Below are 18,397 nucleotides of genomic sequence, written 5' to 3' on the forward strand. Positions count from 1 at the left end.
TTTCCTGCCATGATTGAAAGCTGCTCTTTTATGGCTGCATCGCTCAGGTGATTTATCAACTTTAGCGTTCGCATGTATATAAGTTTGAACGCAAAGATAAGAAATTATTATTTTAGTATTTTTGATAGCGGGATATTATAAATTCAAAGAGGAATCCGTTTGATACTTGATGGATGTACATTTTGCAACAGATTGGAATCCTCAGGTGGAAAGGAATAATCACTTTTACATTTTAAATCCTGAAAGGTTTGGAGCACAGTGAGACGGAGGAGACAACAGCGTTTAGCTTTTAGCTTACAGCTTTCAGCTTCCAGAAATCGACTGAAAACTGAACGCCATTTAACCTTAGGGTTGGTTCGATACCTGGTATGGGATCGCTATCGGAGTAGGGATCATGAGGTAGAACGGATTCCCATTTCCACATTCTCACATTTCCACATCTTCAAATTTTCAAATAAATTCCAGTTTGCCATTTATTCAGGGTATCAATAATGGGGAACAAATTTAATAATCCCTTGCCGGAGGAGGAAAAGACCACCGAATGAAGCCGGATCTTCATTTCCACATTTCCACATTTCCACATTTCCAAATTCCCCTAAACCAACCTGCACGGCACCTCCAGGTCTTCCGTAAGATAATAGCTGGCGCAGAGGCGGTGATAGCCGTCGGCAATGATCAGCGCCGTTTCATTCCGTACCAGCAGGATGGGGGATAGCTTTTGTGCTTTCCGGAATTTTTTCAGGTTTTCTTTTACATGGATATTGTCTTCAGGCAGCAGGGGAAGTTTACTGGCTCTTAAGATATCTTTTGATTTTTTCTTTATGGTTACCGCTTTTTGTAGCTGGGCGGCGATCTTTTTGGCTGCAACAGGCGTGAATAGCAGTTCCAGGTAGTCCTGGGCGGCCGGATAATCATGTTTTTCGGGATCTTTAAGCCAGATGTTCTTTTTCATGTGCTACCTTTTAAACGTTAAAAATGATAGGAGAGGATCCTGGGATCCTGCACCATCCGCGAAACCAGCTGGTTGTGGTTCTTAAGCGTGCCTGTAACCTGCCAGGTGCGTGAAAAACCTTCAGCGCTTTTTTGCTCGCTCACCAGCAACGGTTTCAAACGGTACTCACGGAATAATGCTATACAGGCTTCAAAGTCCGTAATGGTGGCGGTGGCAATTTTATACTCCCGGATCTTATGATGATTGTCGATAAATTTTTGAATGGGCATCAGCAGTTTCAGAATTACAAGTACTACAGCGGTACCCACCAGGGCAAGATAAATATGTCCCGCTCCGGCGCTCATACCCAGGGAAGCCGTGGCCCAGATGGTGGTGGCAGTGGTAATGCCCTCTATCTTGGTACTGTCTTTAAAAATGACACCGGCACCCAGGAAGCCGATACCGGTAATAATATTGGCGGCGAGCCGGTCGGGATTCCCGACTCCTATCCGGATTGATAAGATCGTAAAAATACAGGAGCCGAAGGATACCAGGATAAAGGTTCTTAAACCGGCCGATTTGTTTTTGTATTCCCGTTCTGCTCCAATGACCGTACCGATCAGTATGGAAACGAAGATCATTATTAATTGGGTAATGATCGTGTTGAGGTCGAACCCGCTGATAACATTTTCAATCATGTATTGAAATTACAAATTTTATCGGTTCCCGGGAACAGGGGCCCGGTCCGCATGCGCATGCATCGCTTTACCGGGTGTTTGTGCTGCGAATGGTATCGGCGCTCTGCGCCCTGGTCATTTTTTATTTGTTCTGGTATTACAAAAACTGCCGATTGTTGAGGTAGCCTGTAGGAAAATGGTCTTTCTTTCCGTATAATGGCCTGTGATTTACAGGTAAGCCGCTTTTTTTCCAAGGATAGCCTGCCACCAGTCGGGGGTATAAGCTTTTGCCCGGGGAAAGGCTTCAAATTCCTGCTTAAAGTTTTCGGGATCCTGCCTGCTTCCGGGAAGGGCCGTGCGCAGATCATAGTTGAGGTCCAGGGTAAAGTCGAGATCCTTTTCGGCCACAAGGCGGAAGCCCATCCAGGCGCCTTCTTTTGGTGCCTGCTCGTACATGGCATATTTGATTTTGTTCATCAGGATAATGGTAGACTGGTCGCCTTTCTGAAGAAAATATTTCAGTTTAAACGGAACCTGGTTGCCCTCAAAAATATAAAAGCCCTTCATCCCGATGCCGGCCTTCATACATTCACCGCTTAGTTCCAATTGCTCCCATTGAACGTCCGGGTCACTCTTTTGAAGATCGGCCAGCGAAAGCTCGATGACTTTTTTGAGCATATCCATCAGCGCCGGCTGTGTATAGGTTTGCGTGCGGCTAAAAGCTTCGGAAATGACCGCTTCTGTTTCCACGGGTATATCAGACAGCCGCTCGCCGGGTTGTTGCGCCAGCTGGTCGGCAGCCTGGAGATACCATTGCCAGAAGGCCCGACGTTTTTGCGGGTCGCCCTCGTTTACAAAAGGGTTGCCGCCGGCAAAAGCTATAGAGGCATAGAAGTCGGGGTTCCAGGTGTCCCAGTCAAAAGCGCCATCGTCCTGTCCATCGTAGTCTTCAATATCCAGGATCATTGCAGCACCCGTGGCCATACTGTAACACAATGACACCGCGCTGAGACCGGCCATCCCGGCCATTCCAGGGGTGCTCTCCATATAGTTCCGGTACTGATCCCCCAGCTTCATAAAATCGGTTTGTTCCTGGTTGTAAAGGAATGCGTCGGCCCTGGTCAGCATGGCGATCATGGAGGGATTTTCCGGAAAATCCTGGTACCAGACCGGGAGCACTTTTTTGGCACATTCAAGAAAGAGTTTATTAACGATGCCGGGATCGTTCAGACTTTTCATAACGGCCACCCGGTGCTTTAAAGGAAGATGCCCCTGCGGATTTTCATTCAACGCCTTTACTGCTGCTGCTAATACTTGTTCAAGCATGTTTTTGCTGTTTTTATTAATCAATTGGATCCCACCCGATGTCTATGGGTTCTGTTCCGCCCGGCTCAAAAATATGCGTTCCGTTCGGATCTGTAACCACTACGTCCTGTCCCAGTGCATCGGCCTGTTTCTGCGCAAATTCACGGCAGTTGCTGCACATAGGCCGTGAAACGCCAACAGGGTCGCCCGGTTTATTGGTCATTACCTGTTTTTCGGCATGGCTGGCGCTGGCCTGCCCTGGTACTCCGTTATCAATGCTTGCATTTTCATTGAGCGTATGATTGATGTTGTTGGAGTGATTGATGACATCCTGCGGAGGCACATCGGTAACGCCGCCCATATTGGTCCTTGTTTTCTGACTGATCCTGTCTGGTGCGTAACCGCTAACGGTATTGATACCGTCTGATGCTGTTGTTTTACCGTTTTGACTATCGGGCAGTTTGCCGGCATTATTGGTGGCCTTGTTATAGGCATCCCTCGATTCAATGATGGCCTGTTCCCGCGTCAGCGGTACTTTTTCTGCTTCATATGCGCCATCACCTTCCTGCCTGGCGGCTTCCGTTTCCTGGGCATCGGGCTGCGGCTTACTGTTTTCATCTTCGGGCTTTTGGGTTTCTGCTTCCTCTGCTTTGGAGCTTCCCGGCTCTTCTGCTTTGGGTTTTCCTTTTCCTTCAAGATCCTGAACGCCCTTGCCCACAGGACTAAACATCAGCGCGATGCCGGCAAAATCCTGCCAGGAGCCGTTACCGGTAAACACATTTTTTACGGATTGAGCGGCGCCTGTTTCCATCGAGAAAAAGCCGGATGTAAAATCACCGGCGCCCGCAGTACCGGTGTTGCCATAAGTGGCGGCTGCGTTCTGGGCACCCAGCACGCCTCTCAGGGCCAGCCCGAATTTACCAAAGCTTTGAACCGCATTTACCAGGAAGTTTTTAGGCATGCTTTTGGCAAATTGCAGGGCCGCCTGGGATAATCCGCGTAACCCGGCCCCGCCGCTCATGGCTGCGGCACCACCGCTGAGCGCTGCGCCGCCCATTCCAACAGCAGCTCCGGCCATCATGCCTTCCATCAGTCCGCCAATGTAATTGGCCGCACCCATGGAAAGGGCCTGGCTCCAGTTCTTGATCTGGGGTGCAAACGTAATCACGCCTCCGATGGGGCAGGTCATAACATGGTCACCGGTGATGGTCTGTGTGCCCTGGGAGATAAAGTTTTGTTTTCCGCCCACCCAGGTCCGTTTACCCGACATTTTTTGTCCGCAGAGCAGGGCACCCACAACGGCACCGATGGCTGCACCGGCAAGTCCGGCCAGGGCGCCGATGGCAATCAGCGCGGCACCACCCGTGGCTACCGTAAGCACACCCAGCAATATGGCCCCTACTACCAGTACCGCTGCGGCAATCGCCATCAGGAGCATGTATTTCTTACAACTGAAATCCACGCAGCTGCTGGTTGACTTATCTTCTGTAGTGATATAAATGTCGCCGCTCTTTTTTTTAAGCCCCAGCCTTGTGCCCTGGAAGGGCGCGGGCATGTTTCCTTCGCTGCAGATCCAGAAGTCTTTTTCTGTAATGATCTTATTGCCCATAGCCGCTTATTTTTTGAAGGGTTTGGGTGCGATGATGCCATTCGATCCGGAGGCCGCCATGGGGTGCAATCCGTAAGCGGAATATGCGGGCTTTCCGTTTGACGATGCCTGCACCAGCGTCTTTTTGTGTAAGCAGGGCAAGGGTGTAGCAACGGCCGGAACGGTTCCATTGGAACCGGCTGTTCCCGATTTGAAAGCTTTTCATTTTTTGTGTTTTTTCCTGCATGGTATCGCGATGATGTATGTATTAAACAGGTTCATAGAACGCCGGCTGCGTCTTTAAACGTTCCCGGTATTTTTCTTCCGAAAGGAAGTGGTAATCCAGCTTGAGATAAAGATTTTTTTCATCGGCGATCTCCTGTTTCTGGCGGGCTGCTTCCAGGATCTTTCCGGTCTTTTTATCCAGCAGGTAATTGCTGTTGTCTGCAATTACCGGTGCCAGTTTATGCAGCGGAAGCTGATCGGCAAACTGGGCGTATGCTTTTTTTGTAAACCCGCCAAGACCAAAAAGCGGGGTGCCGCGGATTTCCAGCTGAACGGTGCGACTGCCTTCGGAAACCAGGTGCCCGCCAAATTGCAGGTGCAGCATTGCCGTATTGAAAAAATTATATTGCTGTTCCCGTTTTGCGCGGAACGGAAAATAATGGCCGTAAAGGTGGTTAAAGTAAAGCATAAAGAATTCGCTGTGCTGTATGGCAGTAACCATTTTTTCCGCACTTTGAAATAAGGCGTCGTTTAACAGGATAACGTCTTTTATTTCCGGTGTATGGTCTATATGCTGCTGCATTTCCTCCTTAACCGTGGCCCATTTGTCCAGGATAATGTCCTGGTTCAGTACCCGTTGTACCTGGCCCCGCTGGTCAAGTACCAGGTGCAGCTCATTATACATTCTGCCAAATACATCGCTTACCTGCTGTACTTCTTTTGTAAGCGGATTGGTGGCCTCCAGCAATACGTTATCCAGCCGGATCAGTTCTACTTCCAGTGCTTCCGGGCCCACACGCAGTACCCGGAAATCCCAGCGGATGCGGGCGCGGGAGTAGGCGGCAATATTCACCGCCCGCATATCGGTTTCAATAATGAGCGTGTACTTTTCAGAGAACGGCTCCCGGATATTTATGATTCCACTCATAGGTTCGGTTATTAGTTTACAAATACATCCCCGCCGTCCAGCTTGGTAATGCCTTTTATATGGTTGTTGGGTGCGCTCATATTCAGCTGGCCGGTCATGGTTGCATGCAGGTTGGCCCCGTTGAGCGTTACCTTCCCGGAATTATCGATAACGAGCTGATGTGAACCTACTGCAATTTTTACGCTTGTTTTACCGTTGATGGTTACATTGCCGGCATTGTCCATCGTAAGCACACTGCTGCCGTTGCCTACATCCGTGGTATGTTTTTCGCCTACGTTATTGGTTTGAACGGAGCCTACCTTATTGGTTTGGTTGGTGCCTACTTTGCTGGTATGGTTGGCACCCGCATTTACGGTATAGTCACTGTTGGTATTGGTAACGGCATTGCCGGCGCCATCAAATTTCATATCGGCGCCACCCTTATCCGTAAGGTGTACGCTTCCCTCATTGTCGTTTAGTACCAGCTTATTCCCGCTGCGGCTCTGCAGGGCCTTTACATCATTGCCGGCATTTCCAAAACTGTTATTGGCCTTGCCATGATATACAGCGCCGATCACATAGGGTTTGGTAGCACTATCACCTTCAAACCCAACAATGACCTCTTCACCTACTTCGGGCAGGAGGAACATGCCCTTTCCCCCTCCGGCATGGGGTGTGGTTACGCGGATCCATGGGGTTCTTTCCGATCCGTTCATCCAATGGAATTTTACACGGATCCGGCCCAGGCCGTTGTAGTCGTTATTGTCGGTTACGATGGCGCTTTGGGTTTCACAAACGGGATCCTGATGCACTTCAACCGGCGGCACTTTTATGCTGGCCGGAACGGCGGAGAAATCGTTTTTATAATTACCCTGTGCATCTACATGGTGGTTAACGGCAGTAACCAGGTAATCGCCGTACCCTTCAGACTGGCTGCTGAATACATTATTGCCCTTTACTTCAAGGGTGCCGCCGATTGCAACACCCGGATGTCCGCTTTGCCCGTTAAAACGCACGATGCGGCTGCTTTCCATCGCACTGCGGATATTGAGCAGCTCATCCTGTTGCTTTTTATTGGTAAGGAACTGGTTGTTCCAGAGTTTAGGCTGGGTTCCATAAACGGCCTGCCCGGATTTATACACCTGCTCACCCCAGGGGTTGAGACCGGCTTTTTGCTCAATACCATGGGGGGCACTGGTATATACCTGGCTGTTCATATAATCCCAGCCCATCATCTGCATCTGTGTGGGCCGGGCCTGAAGGGAAATATTAAAACTGCTGAGATGGCTGCCGTAAACCAGGGAGGCGGTTGGCCCCCCGGAGGGCTGCCCGATGACCAGGTTCCGGCCATTCCAGTAAATCCATTCTCCAAAAGTGCCGCTCAGCCGCTTCAAAAACTGCCAGGCGGTTTCTTTGTATTGTACCATATATGCCAGGGTTTCTCCATACATTACCTGGATCTTTGGCTCCAGCAGGTTCTGCGGAAAAAATTTTAATACTTCCTGCGCAATGTTTTTAACCGCTTTTTTTTCCCAGCTTTTACAATGCGGACCACTGTCTAAAATAATGGTAGGGCTGTATCCGGTAATGACCACATCCCCGTGATGCCCGGTAAACCGCGCCGTTTCCACGCCGGTTACAATACCGTTGAACAAAAGGTCGCCTTTGGTACCGGTGCCGGTTATGCGCGCACCAAAAGAGGCACCGATCATATTTTTAGAATTGTTGAAGATACCGGCCTTTCCGTCAATGGTTTGAGCCGGACAGGTAAGCGTAAAGCGATGATGTTCAAAGATGGACTGATTCAGGGAAAAGGTGGTGAACTGGGCAATGGGTTTGCCGTTGATGCTAAACATGGGTTGGGTGAGCTGGGCCATAAATAAGTTTTTTGTCGGTTATGGAATGCATGCGCTATAATTGGAAAAGAGCAATCCGCTGGAAAGAAAAAGGGCTGAGGTTCTTCCGGCAGACGGTTTCTTATTCAATAAAAAGGGTATTTCTTACAAAACAAGAAGGACAAATAAAGGAACAAAGTTTGTACCAAGATGAACAGCAGGCCTGTCTGTTGAAATAGTTTAAAAATAACTTAATCCGGATTAAGTTGATGTTGAACCATTGAGGAGTGGGTGCCGGGTGCCTGACCGGCGAAAGAAGCCGCACTACCGTTTGTGTAAATATTGGGTTCATACAGTACGGGATAATTAACTTTGAACGATAATTAATATTTTATGCGATATAAAAAAATAGTTGTTGCCGGGGTTTTGGCGGCCGGCACAGTGGGTTGTGGTGTAAATACCAGCAAACCTGCCGAACAAGCCACATCGGAACCAGCTACCTACCTGAGCAGGGCCAATATGGACACTACTGTAAAACCCGGTGATGATTTTTTCCTGTATGTAAATGGAACCTGGATACGGAATACGGCTATACCGGGTGATAAAACCCGCTGGGGAAGTTTTGACGAACTGCGGGATAAAACCAATAAATCGGTACACACACTGCTGGAGGATGTTTCAAAAGAAAAAGCAACAGCCGGAACCGCCCAGTTCAATGTAGCGGCCTTTTATAAAAGCGGTATGGATACGGCGGCTATCGATAAGGCTGGAATCGCAGTGCTGCAGCAACAACTGGATGCCATTCATGCCATTAGTACGCCGCAGCAACTGCTGGATGTGGTTATCGCAAACGGGAAAACCGGTTTGCAAACGGTATTCCCCAATTTTATAGGGCCGGATGATAAGAATGTTTCTGAAAATATCGTTCAGTTTACACAGGGCGGATTGGGATTGCCGTCGAAAGATTATTATACAGATAAGGATGCCGGTGCCGAAAAAAACCGTCAGGCCTATAAGGCATATATCGGAAAGATCCTGCAACTGGGCGGAGCCGATTCGGTAACTGCTGGAAAGCAGGCTCTGGCCATCTTTGACCTGGAGCAAAAGCTCGCAGCCGCTTCCCTTTATCCAAAAGAAATGCGGGATCCGCAAAAAATGTATAACAAATTCAGCCTCGATGCGCTTTCCAAACAAACACCGGGTATTTCCTGGAAAGAGGTGTTTGCAAAAATGGGCATCAACGGGCAGGACAGCCTGCTGGTAACCGTGCCGCAGTATTACAAAACGCTTTCCGGGCTGCTGCATTCCACGCCGCTGGATACCTGGAAAACCTACCTTACCTATAACCTGCTGTCTGATATGGCGCCTTATCTTGGACGGAGTTTTGACGAAGCGCATTTTGATTTTTATGATAAAACCCTGAGCGGTCAGAAAGAACAAAAACCACGCTGGGAGCGGGTAATGCAGGTGATCAATAATTCGATCGGGGAGCAGTTGGGCAAGCTGTATGTAGACCGGTATTTTAAACCGGAAGCCAAGCAGAAGATGGTGGAGCTGGTGCAGAACCTGCAGGATGCTTTTAGCAACCGGATCAAGAACCTGGACTGGATGAGCGATGCTACCAAACAAAAGGCGGAAGCCAAACTGGGCGCTTTTATGAAAAAGATCGGTTACCCGGATCATTGGAAAGATTATTCGGGCCTGGAGATTACTGCGGAGCATTATGCGCAAAATGTGTTGAAGGCTGCTGCGTTTGAGTATAACCGCAACCTGGCGAAGCTGGGAAAACCGGTAGACCGTACAGAATGGGGCATGACGCCCAATACGGTAAATGCCTATTATAACCCGGCATTTAATGAAATCGTTTTTCCGGCGGCGATCCTGCAATTTCCGTTCTTTGATTTTGGGGCAGATGATGCTGTTAATTATGGTGGCATCGGAGCAGTGATTGGTCATGAAATGACGCATGGTTTTGATGACCAGGGGGCACAATATGCTGCAGACGGGAACCTGAAAAACTGGTGGACGCCGGAGGATGAAAAGAAGTTTAAAGAAAAAACAAAAATGGTGGAAGAGCAGTTTAACCGTTATACCGTACTGGATTCCGTACACGTAAACGGCTCGCTGACCCTGGGTGAAAATATTGCAGACCTGGGAGGAATTACCATCGCCTATGATGCGTTTAAGAAAACCAAACAGGGACAGGGAAATGAACTAATCGACGGTTTTACCCCGGATCAGCGCTTTTTTATGAGCTGGGGGCAGATATGGCGGGGTAAATCAACACCCGAACGCGCTAAACAGCTGATCAAGATCGATCCGCATGCGCCTGCCGAATGGAGAGGGAACGGACCATTAACAAATTTTGAACCCTGGTATAAAGCTTTTGATGTAAAACCGGGCGATAAAATGTACAAGCCCGAAAATGAGCGGGCTAAGATCTGGTGATTTGTTTCTTGTTTATTTTGTTAGAAAGGCCGTCCTGATTCGATCAGGATGGCTTTTTTTCAGGCAATGGTGAATGGTCAATAGAGCATCAATGTCGTTCCCTTAAAGCCGCAGATGCGCAGATTTGGTATCGGCTTTAACTACAATAATGTCGCAGAAAAGCGCCGCAGGCGCAATCTGTGCATCTGCGGCAATCATAAAAATTGCTTAAGGAAACGACATTGAACAGGCAATGGGTAATAGTGAATGCGTAAGGTTGGGGAGCTAAATCGTAATCGGTAAATTCTAAGGTCCAAAGGGCAAAAACAAATATCAAAACCAGAAACAAAAATCAATGTCTCATTTGATCGTCCTGTCACCCAATATTAAACCCTAAATTCTAAAAAGGAACAAAAAACAAGAACCAAAGAACCAAAAGACAAAAGACAAAAAACAAAAGACAAAATTGCAAACCGCACCGGATCATCTGAAAGCCAACAGCTAAAATTCTAAATATTAAATCCTAAATTCTAAAAGAGGGCAAGATCCAAGAACCAAAAAACAAAGACCAAAATCCAAAGATCAAAAAACAAAATCACAAAGCATACCAGATCATCTGAAAGCTAAAAACTGACTGCTGAAATTCTAAATATTAAATTCTAAAAAGGAACAAAAAACAAGAACCAAAGATCCAAAAATCAAAAAGCAAAAAACAAAAGACAAAATTGCAAACCGCACCGGATCATGTGAAAACTAAAAACTGACCACTGAAAACTGACCACTAACCTTCACTTACCATCCCCGCCACATTTTCATATCTCGACATTCCCGCATTCCCACATTTCCACATTTCCAAATTTTCACATTTCCAAATTTAACCACGTATGCTCCGGAACGTAAGGTTGATACGGGGGGTAAGCACTTTTTTAGTGGGAGGCAACCGGTGCAGCCAATGGGTTTGGGTAGTACCCTTCATAACCAGCAGACTTCCATGTTCTAAAAAGCAATCGACCCGCTCGCCGCTGGTCTTGTGTTTGAAGGCAAATTTTCTTCCGGCGCCAAAGCTCAGCGATCCGATAGCTCCGTTTTTCTTTAGCTCCCGTTCTTCATCGCAATGCCAGGCCATGCCTTCGGTGCCGGTATGATAAAGATTGAGCAGACAGGAATTATACTGTTCACCTGTTGTTTCTTCACTGATCTTTTTTAGTGCCAATAACTCCTCTGTCCAGGGCAATGCCGTTTTGGTAGCGTTGGAATACGTGTATGCAAAATCTTTATCGCCATACCAGGCCACTTTTCTTTTGGTAATGATCCGTTTTCCAAAGATGACGGCCTCGTCATTCCGCCAGTCGATGGTTTCCATTAACCGGGTAAAATAAGCATCCGCTGTTCCCGGTGTAAAGATCTGGCCATAATAGTTTACAATACCGTCATAGGGTAAGAGATTCTGCATAAATGAAATCGTATTTTAAATATAGGACAGCAAACACAGCCTTTGTATTCTGGCTGTTGCTGTTTGTATCTTGCTATTTGTGTTTTGTTTTTTGAGTCTTTTGGGCCCTGGATCTTGCCTTTTGGGTCTTAGAATTTGGAGTTTAGTCTTTTGAATGTTATTCCCCATGCTGCGCCCTTGCCTGTTCCCATCCGATCATTGCCGTTTTGCGCGAAGGGCCCCACATATAACCGCCGGTATGCCCGGTAGACTGAATGACCCGGTGGCAGGGGATGAGGTAGGCCACAGGATTACTGCCGATAGCAGTACCCACGGCACGGGAGGCATTGGGATTTCCGATCTGCGCGGCCAGCGAACCATAGGTGGTCAGCTGCCCCATGGGGATCTTTAGCAGGCTTTCCCAAACCTTCAGCTGAAAGTCGGTACCTTTCAGGTGCAGTTTAACCTGTGGTAGTGGTGCATGACCATTTTTAAAAATATACAGCGCGTTCTGCTGCAATGAATCCAGCCGCTCCAGGAAGTTTGCATTCGGAAACCGGTGTTTCAGTGCTTCAAGTGCCTTTGCTGCATCATCATAAAAAGCCATATAGCAGATACCCCTGGTAGTGGATGCCACCAGCAGGTTGCCAAACGGACTGGTTGCAAAACTATAGTTGATCTGCAGGTTGCTGCCTCCGTTTTTATACTCTGCCGGTGTCATTCCCTCAATATTAATAAAGAGGTCGTGTAACCTACCGGTTCCGGAAAGCCCGGTTTCGAAGGCTGCGTCCGCAATCGAAGCCTCGTTGTTTTTCAATACCTGCTTGGCATGTTCCAGGCTGATGTATTGCAGGAATTTTTTTGGACTGATCCCCGCCCAGTCCGTAAACATGCGTTGGAAATGATAAGGACTGGTATGGGCCGCTTTTGCAATGGCTTCCAGGTCAGGCTGGTCCTTAAAATTGCTGCGGATATATTCGATGGCCGCGGCTACCTTATTGAAGTTTATTTTTTCCTGTACCTTCATAATGCGAATTTATAACACAAAATTGAGGGCTGCGGTTGTAAAAAGAAACCCGATTCTTGCGTTGTTCCGTTTTGCGAATAGACAAATAGGCGTATGCATTTTTGCAGACTGCAATGGAAACATAAAACCTGGAAGCTTCATCGTACCCGGCATTCCGTACGCATCAGTTAAATTTTAAGAGCTTAAAGATCAAAGCTGCACCGCAGCGTTGCTATTACTAGCACCGCACACCGGAATGAATGGAGGTGCAGCGCACCGGTAATACAAACCGCTTCCAAATGATTCCCGCCGCACCGCACTTTTTGGCTATCAAAAAATCAGATCTTTTGGTCCCAAAAGCGTATTTGTGCCGCATTGCAAGGCAATAGATCTCCTTCTAATGCTATGTGACAGATCCGATCGGCGCTGCATTTTTGAAAATGGATCAACGGCATAAAAAATGGCTACCGGTATTGGATCCGCAAAATCCGGGTTGTTGCCGGGAACAGGAATGTACAGCGTTAACGGCTGGCGAACGATGCTATATAGTGCAAAAAAAAGAGTGTTCTGATGAACACTCCCGGCTGTTTTTGATAGACTCTCAATCTTTTATATAGGGATAATGGTATATTCAAATCCGTTTTTAAGCAGCCAGTTGTGTGTTTGATTTTGTAGTGCAAAACTCATGTTTTTTTATCAGAAAATCCTTGACTCAGGTTAATAAATGAAAGCGGTCGTTTTTGCTGCCGGCGACTAAAAAAACGGCATGCGACCGGCTTATTTCAGCGCCATTTGCTCGATCTTATTGCCGATGGATACCTGTTTCATTTCCTGCTCCAGCAGGTCAAAGTCGGACCGCATTACTTTCTTTGTGAAAAGGCCGTTTTGGAGCAGGTGTATTTCGTCGCAGGTTTCGTGGAGCGTTGAAAAAATATGAGAGGAGATCAGGATGGTTTTACCCAGTTCCTTCAGTTTTTGAATGATGGCGGTAATCAGCAGGTTGCTTTGAATATCTACCCCGTTAAAAGGCTCATCCAAAATAAAGTAATCGTTCTCCTGCATCAGGATGGCCATCAGGGCCAGTTTTTTCTTCATGCCGGTAGAATAAGTTGCGGCATATTGATTCAGGGGAAGGTCGAAAATGTTTTTTTGTTCCGGTTGTTCAACGGACTTATGCCGGGCCCTGCAAAGCAGCTCCAGGTATTCGGCCCCGGTAATCTTTGAAAAGAAAAACGGCTCTGTTTGCAGAAAGCCCAAATGGTTTTTGAGCGGTGTGTGATTGGCTGTAATCTGCCCCTCATGTGCTTCAATACCCGCAATACAATTAAACAGGGTGGTTTTCCCTGCCCCGTTCTCACCAACGATGCCATATACGCCCCCGGTATGAAACGTAACGGATATATTCTTTAAAACTGCGTGATCACCGAAGCTCTTGGAAAGGGATGTTATCTGGATCATGAAAGGTATGTTGCTAACCGGTTCACAGACCGGGAGTAAAAAAAAGGGATCAGCCCAAACAGCAGGGGCGGGAAAAAAATACTGGCTGAAAAGATCAGCAGCTGAACCAGCTGGATCTCGCCGGGATAGGCGCTATATTTTACCAGGATGATCTGGATGATATACGCATAGCCCAGCAACTGGATACCGCCGGTCATCCACCATTGATCAGGATAAGCGGCCAGCAGTGCAACCAGGGGCAGCAATGTTAAAATGGTGGTATGCCATACCGCCGTCTTTATTTTTTCTTTTAAAAAACCGGCCGGACTAAAGGCAAAATTCCATACATAAAACAAGGGCTCCGGTTTGGTATAAAAAGAACAGATGAGTAAAATGGTTGCACCCCGCGCAAACAGGCAGAGATTGAAGTTGTGTACGAAAATGCCAATGCCCGTAAGCAGGTAGGCCGCTATCACCAGCAACAGCGATTGCCGGAAGCCGGTCAGAAATTCAAACGGCCGCTTTCCAAACGGAGTTGGAATGGTGGTGCTGATACCGGGTACATGATTGATAAAGCTGAGCAATAAGGCGGCCGGTAATAACAATAAACCGGCAATGAAATACTGCCGGCAGAGCAAAAACAATACAAAGGGCGCTGCAACAATTGCGTTCTCTGCCAGTCGTATCCGGCGCAGGGATCCCTGCGGGAAAGTGATGTGGAGAAAATTGGTTCTTTTCCGGTTGCTGAGTTGCAGCAGCCAGGAGAGCGCCGTAAACAGGTACAGGTAAATGGCCGCACCGGTTTTTGAGAACAACAACCATGAAACAAGGACAAAGCCTGCAATGCCCAGGAACCATCCCCATAAGGGTTGCAGGCCAAAGTCCTTTATCTGCCGGTTGAGCAGCCGGAACTGCAAGCGGAAATAGAAATTCATTTATTGCGCATTCAGCAACGGAAAATAAAGGTCTTCAATGATCTTAAAATGGTGGGCCTGGTGCCCTGCAATGGTAAAGCCCATGGCCAGTACCGACATTTCTGCGTTGTAGGTATGGCCTACGGAAAGTAATTGCTCATTGTTGAGATTTTTATAAAAGGCCAGGGAGCTCTGACGAACGGCCACCAGCTCATCCAGCAGGGATTCGAGGGTGCGTTCGCCCGCATTGGAATGATCGGCAAACAGGTTCTCATCAAATGATTGTACCGGTGTGCTATCTTTTCTTGCAAAGCGTAGCGCCCGGTATATAAATACCCGCTCTGAGTCGGCAATATGTAAAAGAATCTGTTTGATGGTCCATTTACCGGGTGCATACACCTGGTCACCCAGGCTGTCGATCTTCTCTTTATCCAGCTGATAGATGTCCAGGATACTTTTTTGAATCGCAGGTACAATTTCCAGTTCATCCGGTACCTGGTTAATATAGCGGTCGAAATATGCCGGCATGGGGTGAATGGCTGATTTGTTCATATTGTTACTGGTTTAAATTGAATGTAGTTACAAATATAACTCATAAGTTGGTTTCAAAGGATAACCGGCTCCCATACAGTAAGATCCCAGGGCTATAGGAAGATAACTGGGTATTCGGCATGTTTGAGGATCGGGCCAAAGCAGTACAAAAGGGCCGGGCTTTCAGGCGTTAACCGAACAATTCCTTTATCTGAACTGTTTTAATCCTTAAAACTAAATATGAATAAGCGCATACTTGGACGTACAGACCTGCAGATAGCACCCATTGTTTTTGGCGGCAATGTTTTTGGGTGGACCGCTGATGAGCGCACCTCGTTTGAACTGCTGGATCATTTCACCGACGAAGGGTTTAATATGATCGATACGGCCAACCAGTATTCCTACTGGGCGCCGGGCAACCAGGGTGGTGAATCGGAAACGGTCATTGGCAACTGGCTGAAGAAGACCGGGAAACGGAACGCCGTACTGATTGCTACCAAGGTGGGCGGAAGCATGGCCGGACAGCCGAAGCCCGATACATCAAAAGCGTATATCCTGAAGCAGGTGGAACATTCATTAAAACGTCTGCAAACGGATACGATCGATCTTTACCAGACCCATTTTGATAATGAAGCCATACCGGTAGAAGAAACGCTGGAGGCCTATGAACAGCTGATCCGGGATGGAAAGGTGCGCTGGATCGGTGCTTCCAACTTATCGCCGCAACGCCTCGAAGCGTCGCTTAACGCTTCGGTTGCTGGACAGCTGCCGGTTTATCAAACCTTACAACCGGAGTATAACCTGTATCACCGGGAGCAGTATGAAACGCAATATGAACCGATCGTTACCGCACACGGGTTAGGTGTGATCAGTTACTATGCGCTGGCAAGCGGGTTTTTAACCGGAAAGTACCGGACTGATGCAGATCTTGCAAAGAGTACCCGCGGGGGAGGTGTGAAAAAGATGCTGGATGACCGGGGAATGAAGATCCTGGCTGCCTTGGATGGCGTGTCTGAAGCATACGGCACCTCTCCCGCAGCTGTGGCGCTTGCCTGGTTATTGTCGCGTCCCTCTGTTACCGCACCCATTGTAAGTGCTACCAGTATAGCGCAGATGCAAAGTATGACCGATGCGGTGCGGTTGCAGCTTTCTGAAGATGCGCTGGCAACACTGGATGCAGCCAGTGCGTATTAGGTGTTGAACCATAGGTTGCCCATATTATATAGTTGTTCTGTTCCAATAAACCGGAACAGAACAACTATAACAATGATGGAAGGATGATTCGTTTTTGTTACAAATGATCAGATGATCCGTTTCGTCACCCTGAGCGGAACGCAGTGGAGCCGAAGGGTCTCGCAATTATTGCACGTTCCTGTATTACAGGGATGCTTCGACTGCGCTTAGCACAATGATCGGATACTCGATCTTCAATATGTAACAAGACCTGTTGCTGACAGTAAATGATCAGGCATGCAAAAAAGGACGCAGCATAGCTGTAAACAATTTTTCATTGTTCCAATGCTCCTTTTAAAGCGCCGCCGTAGCCAGCCTGCCTGTTGCTACCCGTATGGCTTTTTTCAGATCATCGACCAGGTCCTCTGCATCTTCCAGTCCTACAGAAAGCCGGATCAAACTATCCGTAACACCAGCCTTGCGGCGGATGTCGGCCGGAATGGATTTATGCGTCATTTCACTGGGTAAACAGATCAGGCTTTTTACACCACCCAAACTTTCTGCCAGCTGAAAATAACGCGTGGATCTTACCAGCTGTGTTGCAATATCGGCTTCATCAACCTGCAGGTCGAAGCTTATAACGCCGCCAAAATATTGTTGCTGCTGTTTTGCAATCGCATGGTTGTGATGCGTGGAGAGTCCCGGATAATAAACATTTCTTACAAGGTCCTGGGTTTGCAGAAATTCAGCAACGGCCTGTGCGTTTTTCGAATGCTGTGCAATGCGCAGCGGAAGGGTTTCAATACCCCTTATGGCAAGCCAGCTATCAAAGGGCCCCAGTATGGCGCCGGAAGCATTCTGAATGAACTTGACCTGGTCGCCAAGCGCCGCTGTTTTTGTGACGACAACACCGGCGATCACATCACTATGCCCGGCAAGATACTTGGTGGCACTATGTACTACGATATCGGCCCCCAGCTCCAGCGGCTTTTGCGCTGCAGGCGAGGCAAAGGTATTGTCTACGCAAAGCAGGAGCTGGTGCGCTTTTGCAAGCGCCGCAATAGCGCGGATATCGGAGATCTTCAACGTTGGGTTGGTGGGCGTTTCAATCCAGATCAGTTTCGTTCGCGGGGTTATGGCTGCCGCTACATTGGCCACATCGGTGGTATCTGTATAACGCACACTAATGCCGAACTTCTGGTATACATGGGTAAACAGGCGAAAGGCGCCGCCATAAATATCATCAACCGCCAGGATTTCGTCGCCGGAGGCCAGTAGTTTTACAACCGCGTCGATGGCCGCCAGGCCGCTGGCAAAAGCAAATCCATGGCTGCCGCCTTCCAGTTCGGCAACCAGTTTTTCTAATGTGGCCCGCGTGGGATTGTTGGTACGGGAGTAATCATATCCCCGGTGCACGCCAGGTGCATCCTGTACAAAGGTTGAGGTTTGATAAATAGGAGTGGAGATGGCACCGGTGAGCTCATCTGCGGGAATGCTGTGCAGGATTTTTGTTTGCGCTTTCATTTTTTGTTTTTTTAATAGTGAAGAATAACTCATGAACATCCATCCGGAAAAACGAACGACAGGAATGCCGGGAGCAAAAAAAAATGCGCTCCCGACAAGTCAGAAGCGCATTCAGCTATTTTACAAATAAATGAAAAGGCTTTTTCTAACTTATCTTTCCATCCGCCCTGGCGGATTGGTTGAAGGTGGCACCTTCCCGCGCAATGCGGAGGTTGCCAAGACGTCATCGGGTCAAGTCCCTCGGTCTTTCTGGATAAGAATCATTTCAAGAACTGGGGCAAAAGTATAAACTATTTGCGGAGGCCGCCAAATTTTTTTACAGATTTTTTTTGATGAATACCTGTTGCCGGTGTCGCTGCAGATACATTGCCGAATGGTAAAGCTTGATGCCTCTACCTGCGAAAGCCCCGGTGATGCCAGGATTTTGTTTGTGTATTTTTTTAAAAAAGATGCCGGGTTATTGTATAAATATTAATCTTTCGTCG

The 18,397-nt window shown here is 47.8% G+C and carries 15 protein-coding genes and 1 riboswitch; of the genes, 2 read left to right on the forward strand and 13 right to left on the reverse strand.

The annotated features are described in order from the left end of the window. Positions 1-595: 595 nt before the first annotated feature. The 7 genes from Q1V85_RS19345 to vgrG all read right to left on the reverse strand — a co-directional run bounded on the left by Q1V85_RS19345 (position 596) and on the right by vgrG (position 7,510). Positions 596-952 carry a hypothetical protein gene (locus Q1V85_RS19345; RefSeq protein WP_300602213.1) on the reverse strand — a complete coding sequence of 119 codons (357 nt, stop codon included), beginning with the start codon at positions 950-952 and terminating at the stop codon, positions 596-598. 17 nt (positions 953-969) lie between these two features. After that, complete coding sequence (locus tag Q1V85_RS19350) at positions 970-1,629, reverse strand: MgtC/SapB family protein (protein WP_300602214.1); 660 nt, start codon at positions 1,627-1,629, stop codon at positions 970-972. Between the two features lie 207 nt (positions 1,630-1,836). Then, positions 1,837-2,934 (reverse strand): Imm5 family immunity protein, encoded by a 1,098-nt coding sequence (locus Q1V85_RS19355; protein ID WP_300602215.1) that lies wholly within the window; start codon positions 2,932-2,934, stop codon positions 1,837-1,839. A gap of 16 nt (positions 2,935-2,950) precedes the next feature. Then, complete coding sequence (locus tag Q1V85_RS19360; RefSeq protein WP_300602216.1) at positions 2,951-4,522, reverse strand: hypothetical protein; 1,572 nt, start codon at positions 4,520-4,522, stop codon at positions 2,951-2,953. After that, a complete protein-coding gene (locus Q1V85_RS19365; RefSeq protein ID WP_300602217.1) occupies positions 4,512-4,727 on the reverse strand; it encodes a hypothetical protein in 216 nt (71 codons plus the stop codon). The genes Q1V85_RS19360 and Q1V85_RS19365 overlap by 11 nt, the downstream gene beginning before the upstream one ends. Positions 4,728-4,769: 42 nt before the next feature. After that, positions 4,770-5,654 carry a hypothetical protein gene (locus Q1V85_RS19370; protein ID WP_300602218.1) on the reverse strand — a complete coding sequence of 295 codons (885 nt, stop codon included), beginning with the start codon at positions 5,652-5,654 and terminating at the stop codon, positions 4,770-4,772. Positions 5,655-5,665: 11 nt separating this feature from the next. Then, positions 5,666-7,510 (reverse strand): type VI secretion system Vgr family protein, encoded by a 1,845-nt coding sequence (gene vgrG, locus Q1V85_RS19375; RefSeq protein WP_300602219.1) that lies wholly within the window; start codon positions 7,508-7,510, stop codon positions 5,666-5,668. Between the two features lie 351 nt (positions 7,511-7,861). On the opposite strand from vgrG, the gene Q1V85_RS19380 reads away from it, so the two are divergent. After that, a complete protein-coding gene (locus Q1V85_RS19380) occupies positions 7,862-9,916 on the forward strand; it encodes a M13 family metallopeptidase (RefSeq protein WP_300602220.1) in 2,055 nt (684 codons plus the stop codon). Between the two features lie 853 nt (positions 9,917-10,769). Here Q1V85_RS19380 and Q1V85_RS19385 read toward each other — a convergent pair. From Q1V85_RS19385 to Q1V85_RS19405, 5 genes are all read right to left on the reverse strand, one after another. After that, positions 10,770-11,348, reverse strand: a complete 579-nt coding sequence (locus Q1V85_RS19385; RefSeq protein WP_300602221.1) for an alpha-ketoglutarate-dependent dioxygenase AlkB — start codon at positions 11,346-11,348, stop codon at positions 10,770-10,772. 157 nt (positions 11,349-11,505) lie between these two features. Beyond that, positions 11,506-12,354: a methylated-DNA--[protein]-cysteine S-methyltransferase gene (locus Q1V85_RS19390; RefSeq protein WP_300602222.1), complete on the reverse strand. Its 849-nt coding sequence runs from the start codon at positions 12,352-12,354 to the stop codon at positions 11,506-11,508. 756 nt (positions 12,355-13,110) lie between these two features. After that, positions 13,111-13,791, reverse strand: a complete 681-nt coding sequence (locus tag Q1V85_RS19395; protein ID WP_300602223.1) for an ATP-binding cassette domain-containing protein — start codon at positions 13,789-13,791, stop codon at positions 13,111-13,113. Further along, positions 13,788-14,705: a hypothetical protein gene (locus Q1V85_RS19400; protein WP_300602224.1), complete on the reverse strand. Its 918-nt coding sequence runs from the start codon at positions 14,703-14,705 to the stop codon at positions 13,788-13,790. Before Q1V85_RS19400 ends, Q1V85_RS19395 begins: the two co-directional genes overlap by 4 nt. Further along, complete coding sequence (locus tag Q1V85_RS19405) at positions 14,706-15,236, reverse strand: DinB family protein (RefSeq protein WP_300602225.1); 531 nt, start codon at positions 15,234-15,236, stop codon at positions 14,706-14,708. It lies immediately after the preceding gene. Between the two features lie 219 nt (positions 15,237-15,455). Here Q1V85_RS19405 and Q1V85_RS19410 point away from each other — a divergent pair, with 219 nt between their 5' ends. Continuing rightward, positions 15,456-16,409 (forward strand): aldo/keto reductase, encoded by a 954-nt coding sequence (locus Q1V85_RS19410; RefSeq protein WP_300602226.1) that lies wholly within the window; start codon positions 15,456-15,458, stop codon positions 16,407-16,409. Between the two features lie 333 nt (positions 16,410-16,742). On the opposite strand, the gene Q1V85_RS19415 is transcribed toward Q1V85_RS19410, so the two are convergent. After that, positions 16,743-17,912, reverse strand: a complete 1,170-nt coding sequence (locus Q1V85_RS19415; protein WP_300602227.1) for a PLP-dependent aspartate aminotransferase family protein — start codon at positions 17,910-17,912, stop codon at positions 16,743-16,745. A 147-nt stretch (positions 17,913-18,059) separates the two neighbouring features. After that, positions 18,060-18,172, reverse strand: a riboswitch (SAM riboswitch). Between the last annotated feature and the right edge of the window lie 225 nt (positions 18,173-18,397).

This window comes from Niabella sp. (genome assembly GCF_030150205.1).
In the GTDB taxonomy this organism is placed as follows: Bacteria; Bacteroidota; Bacteroidia; order Chitinophagales; family Chitinophagaceae; genus Niabella.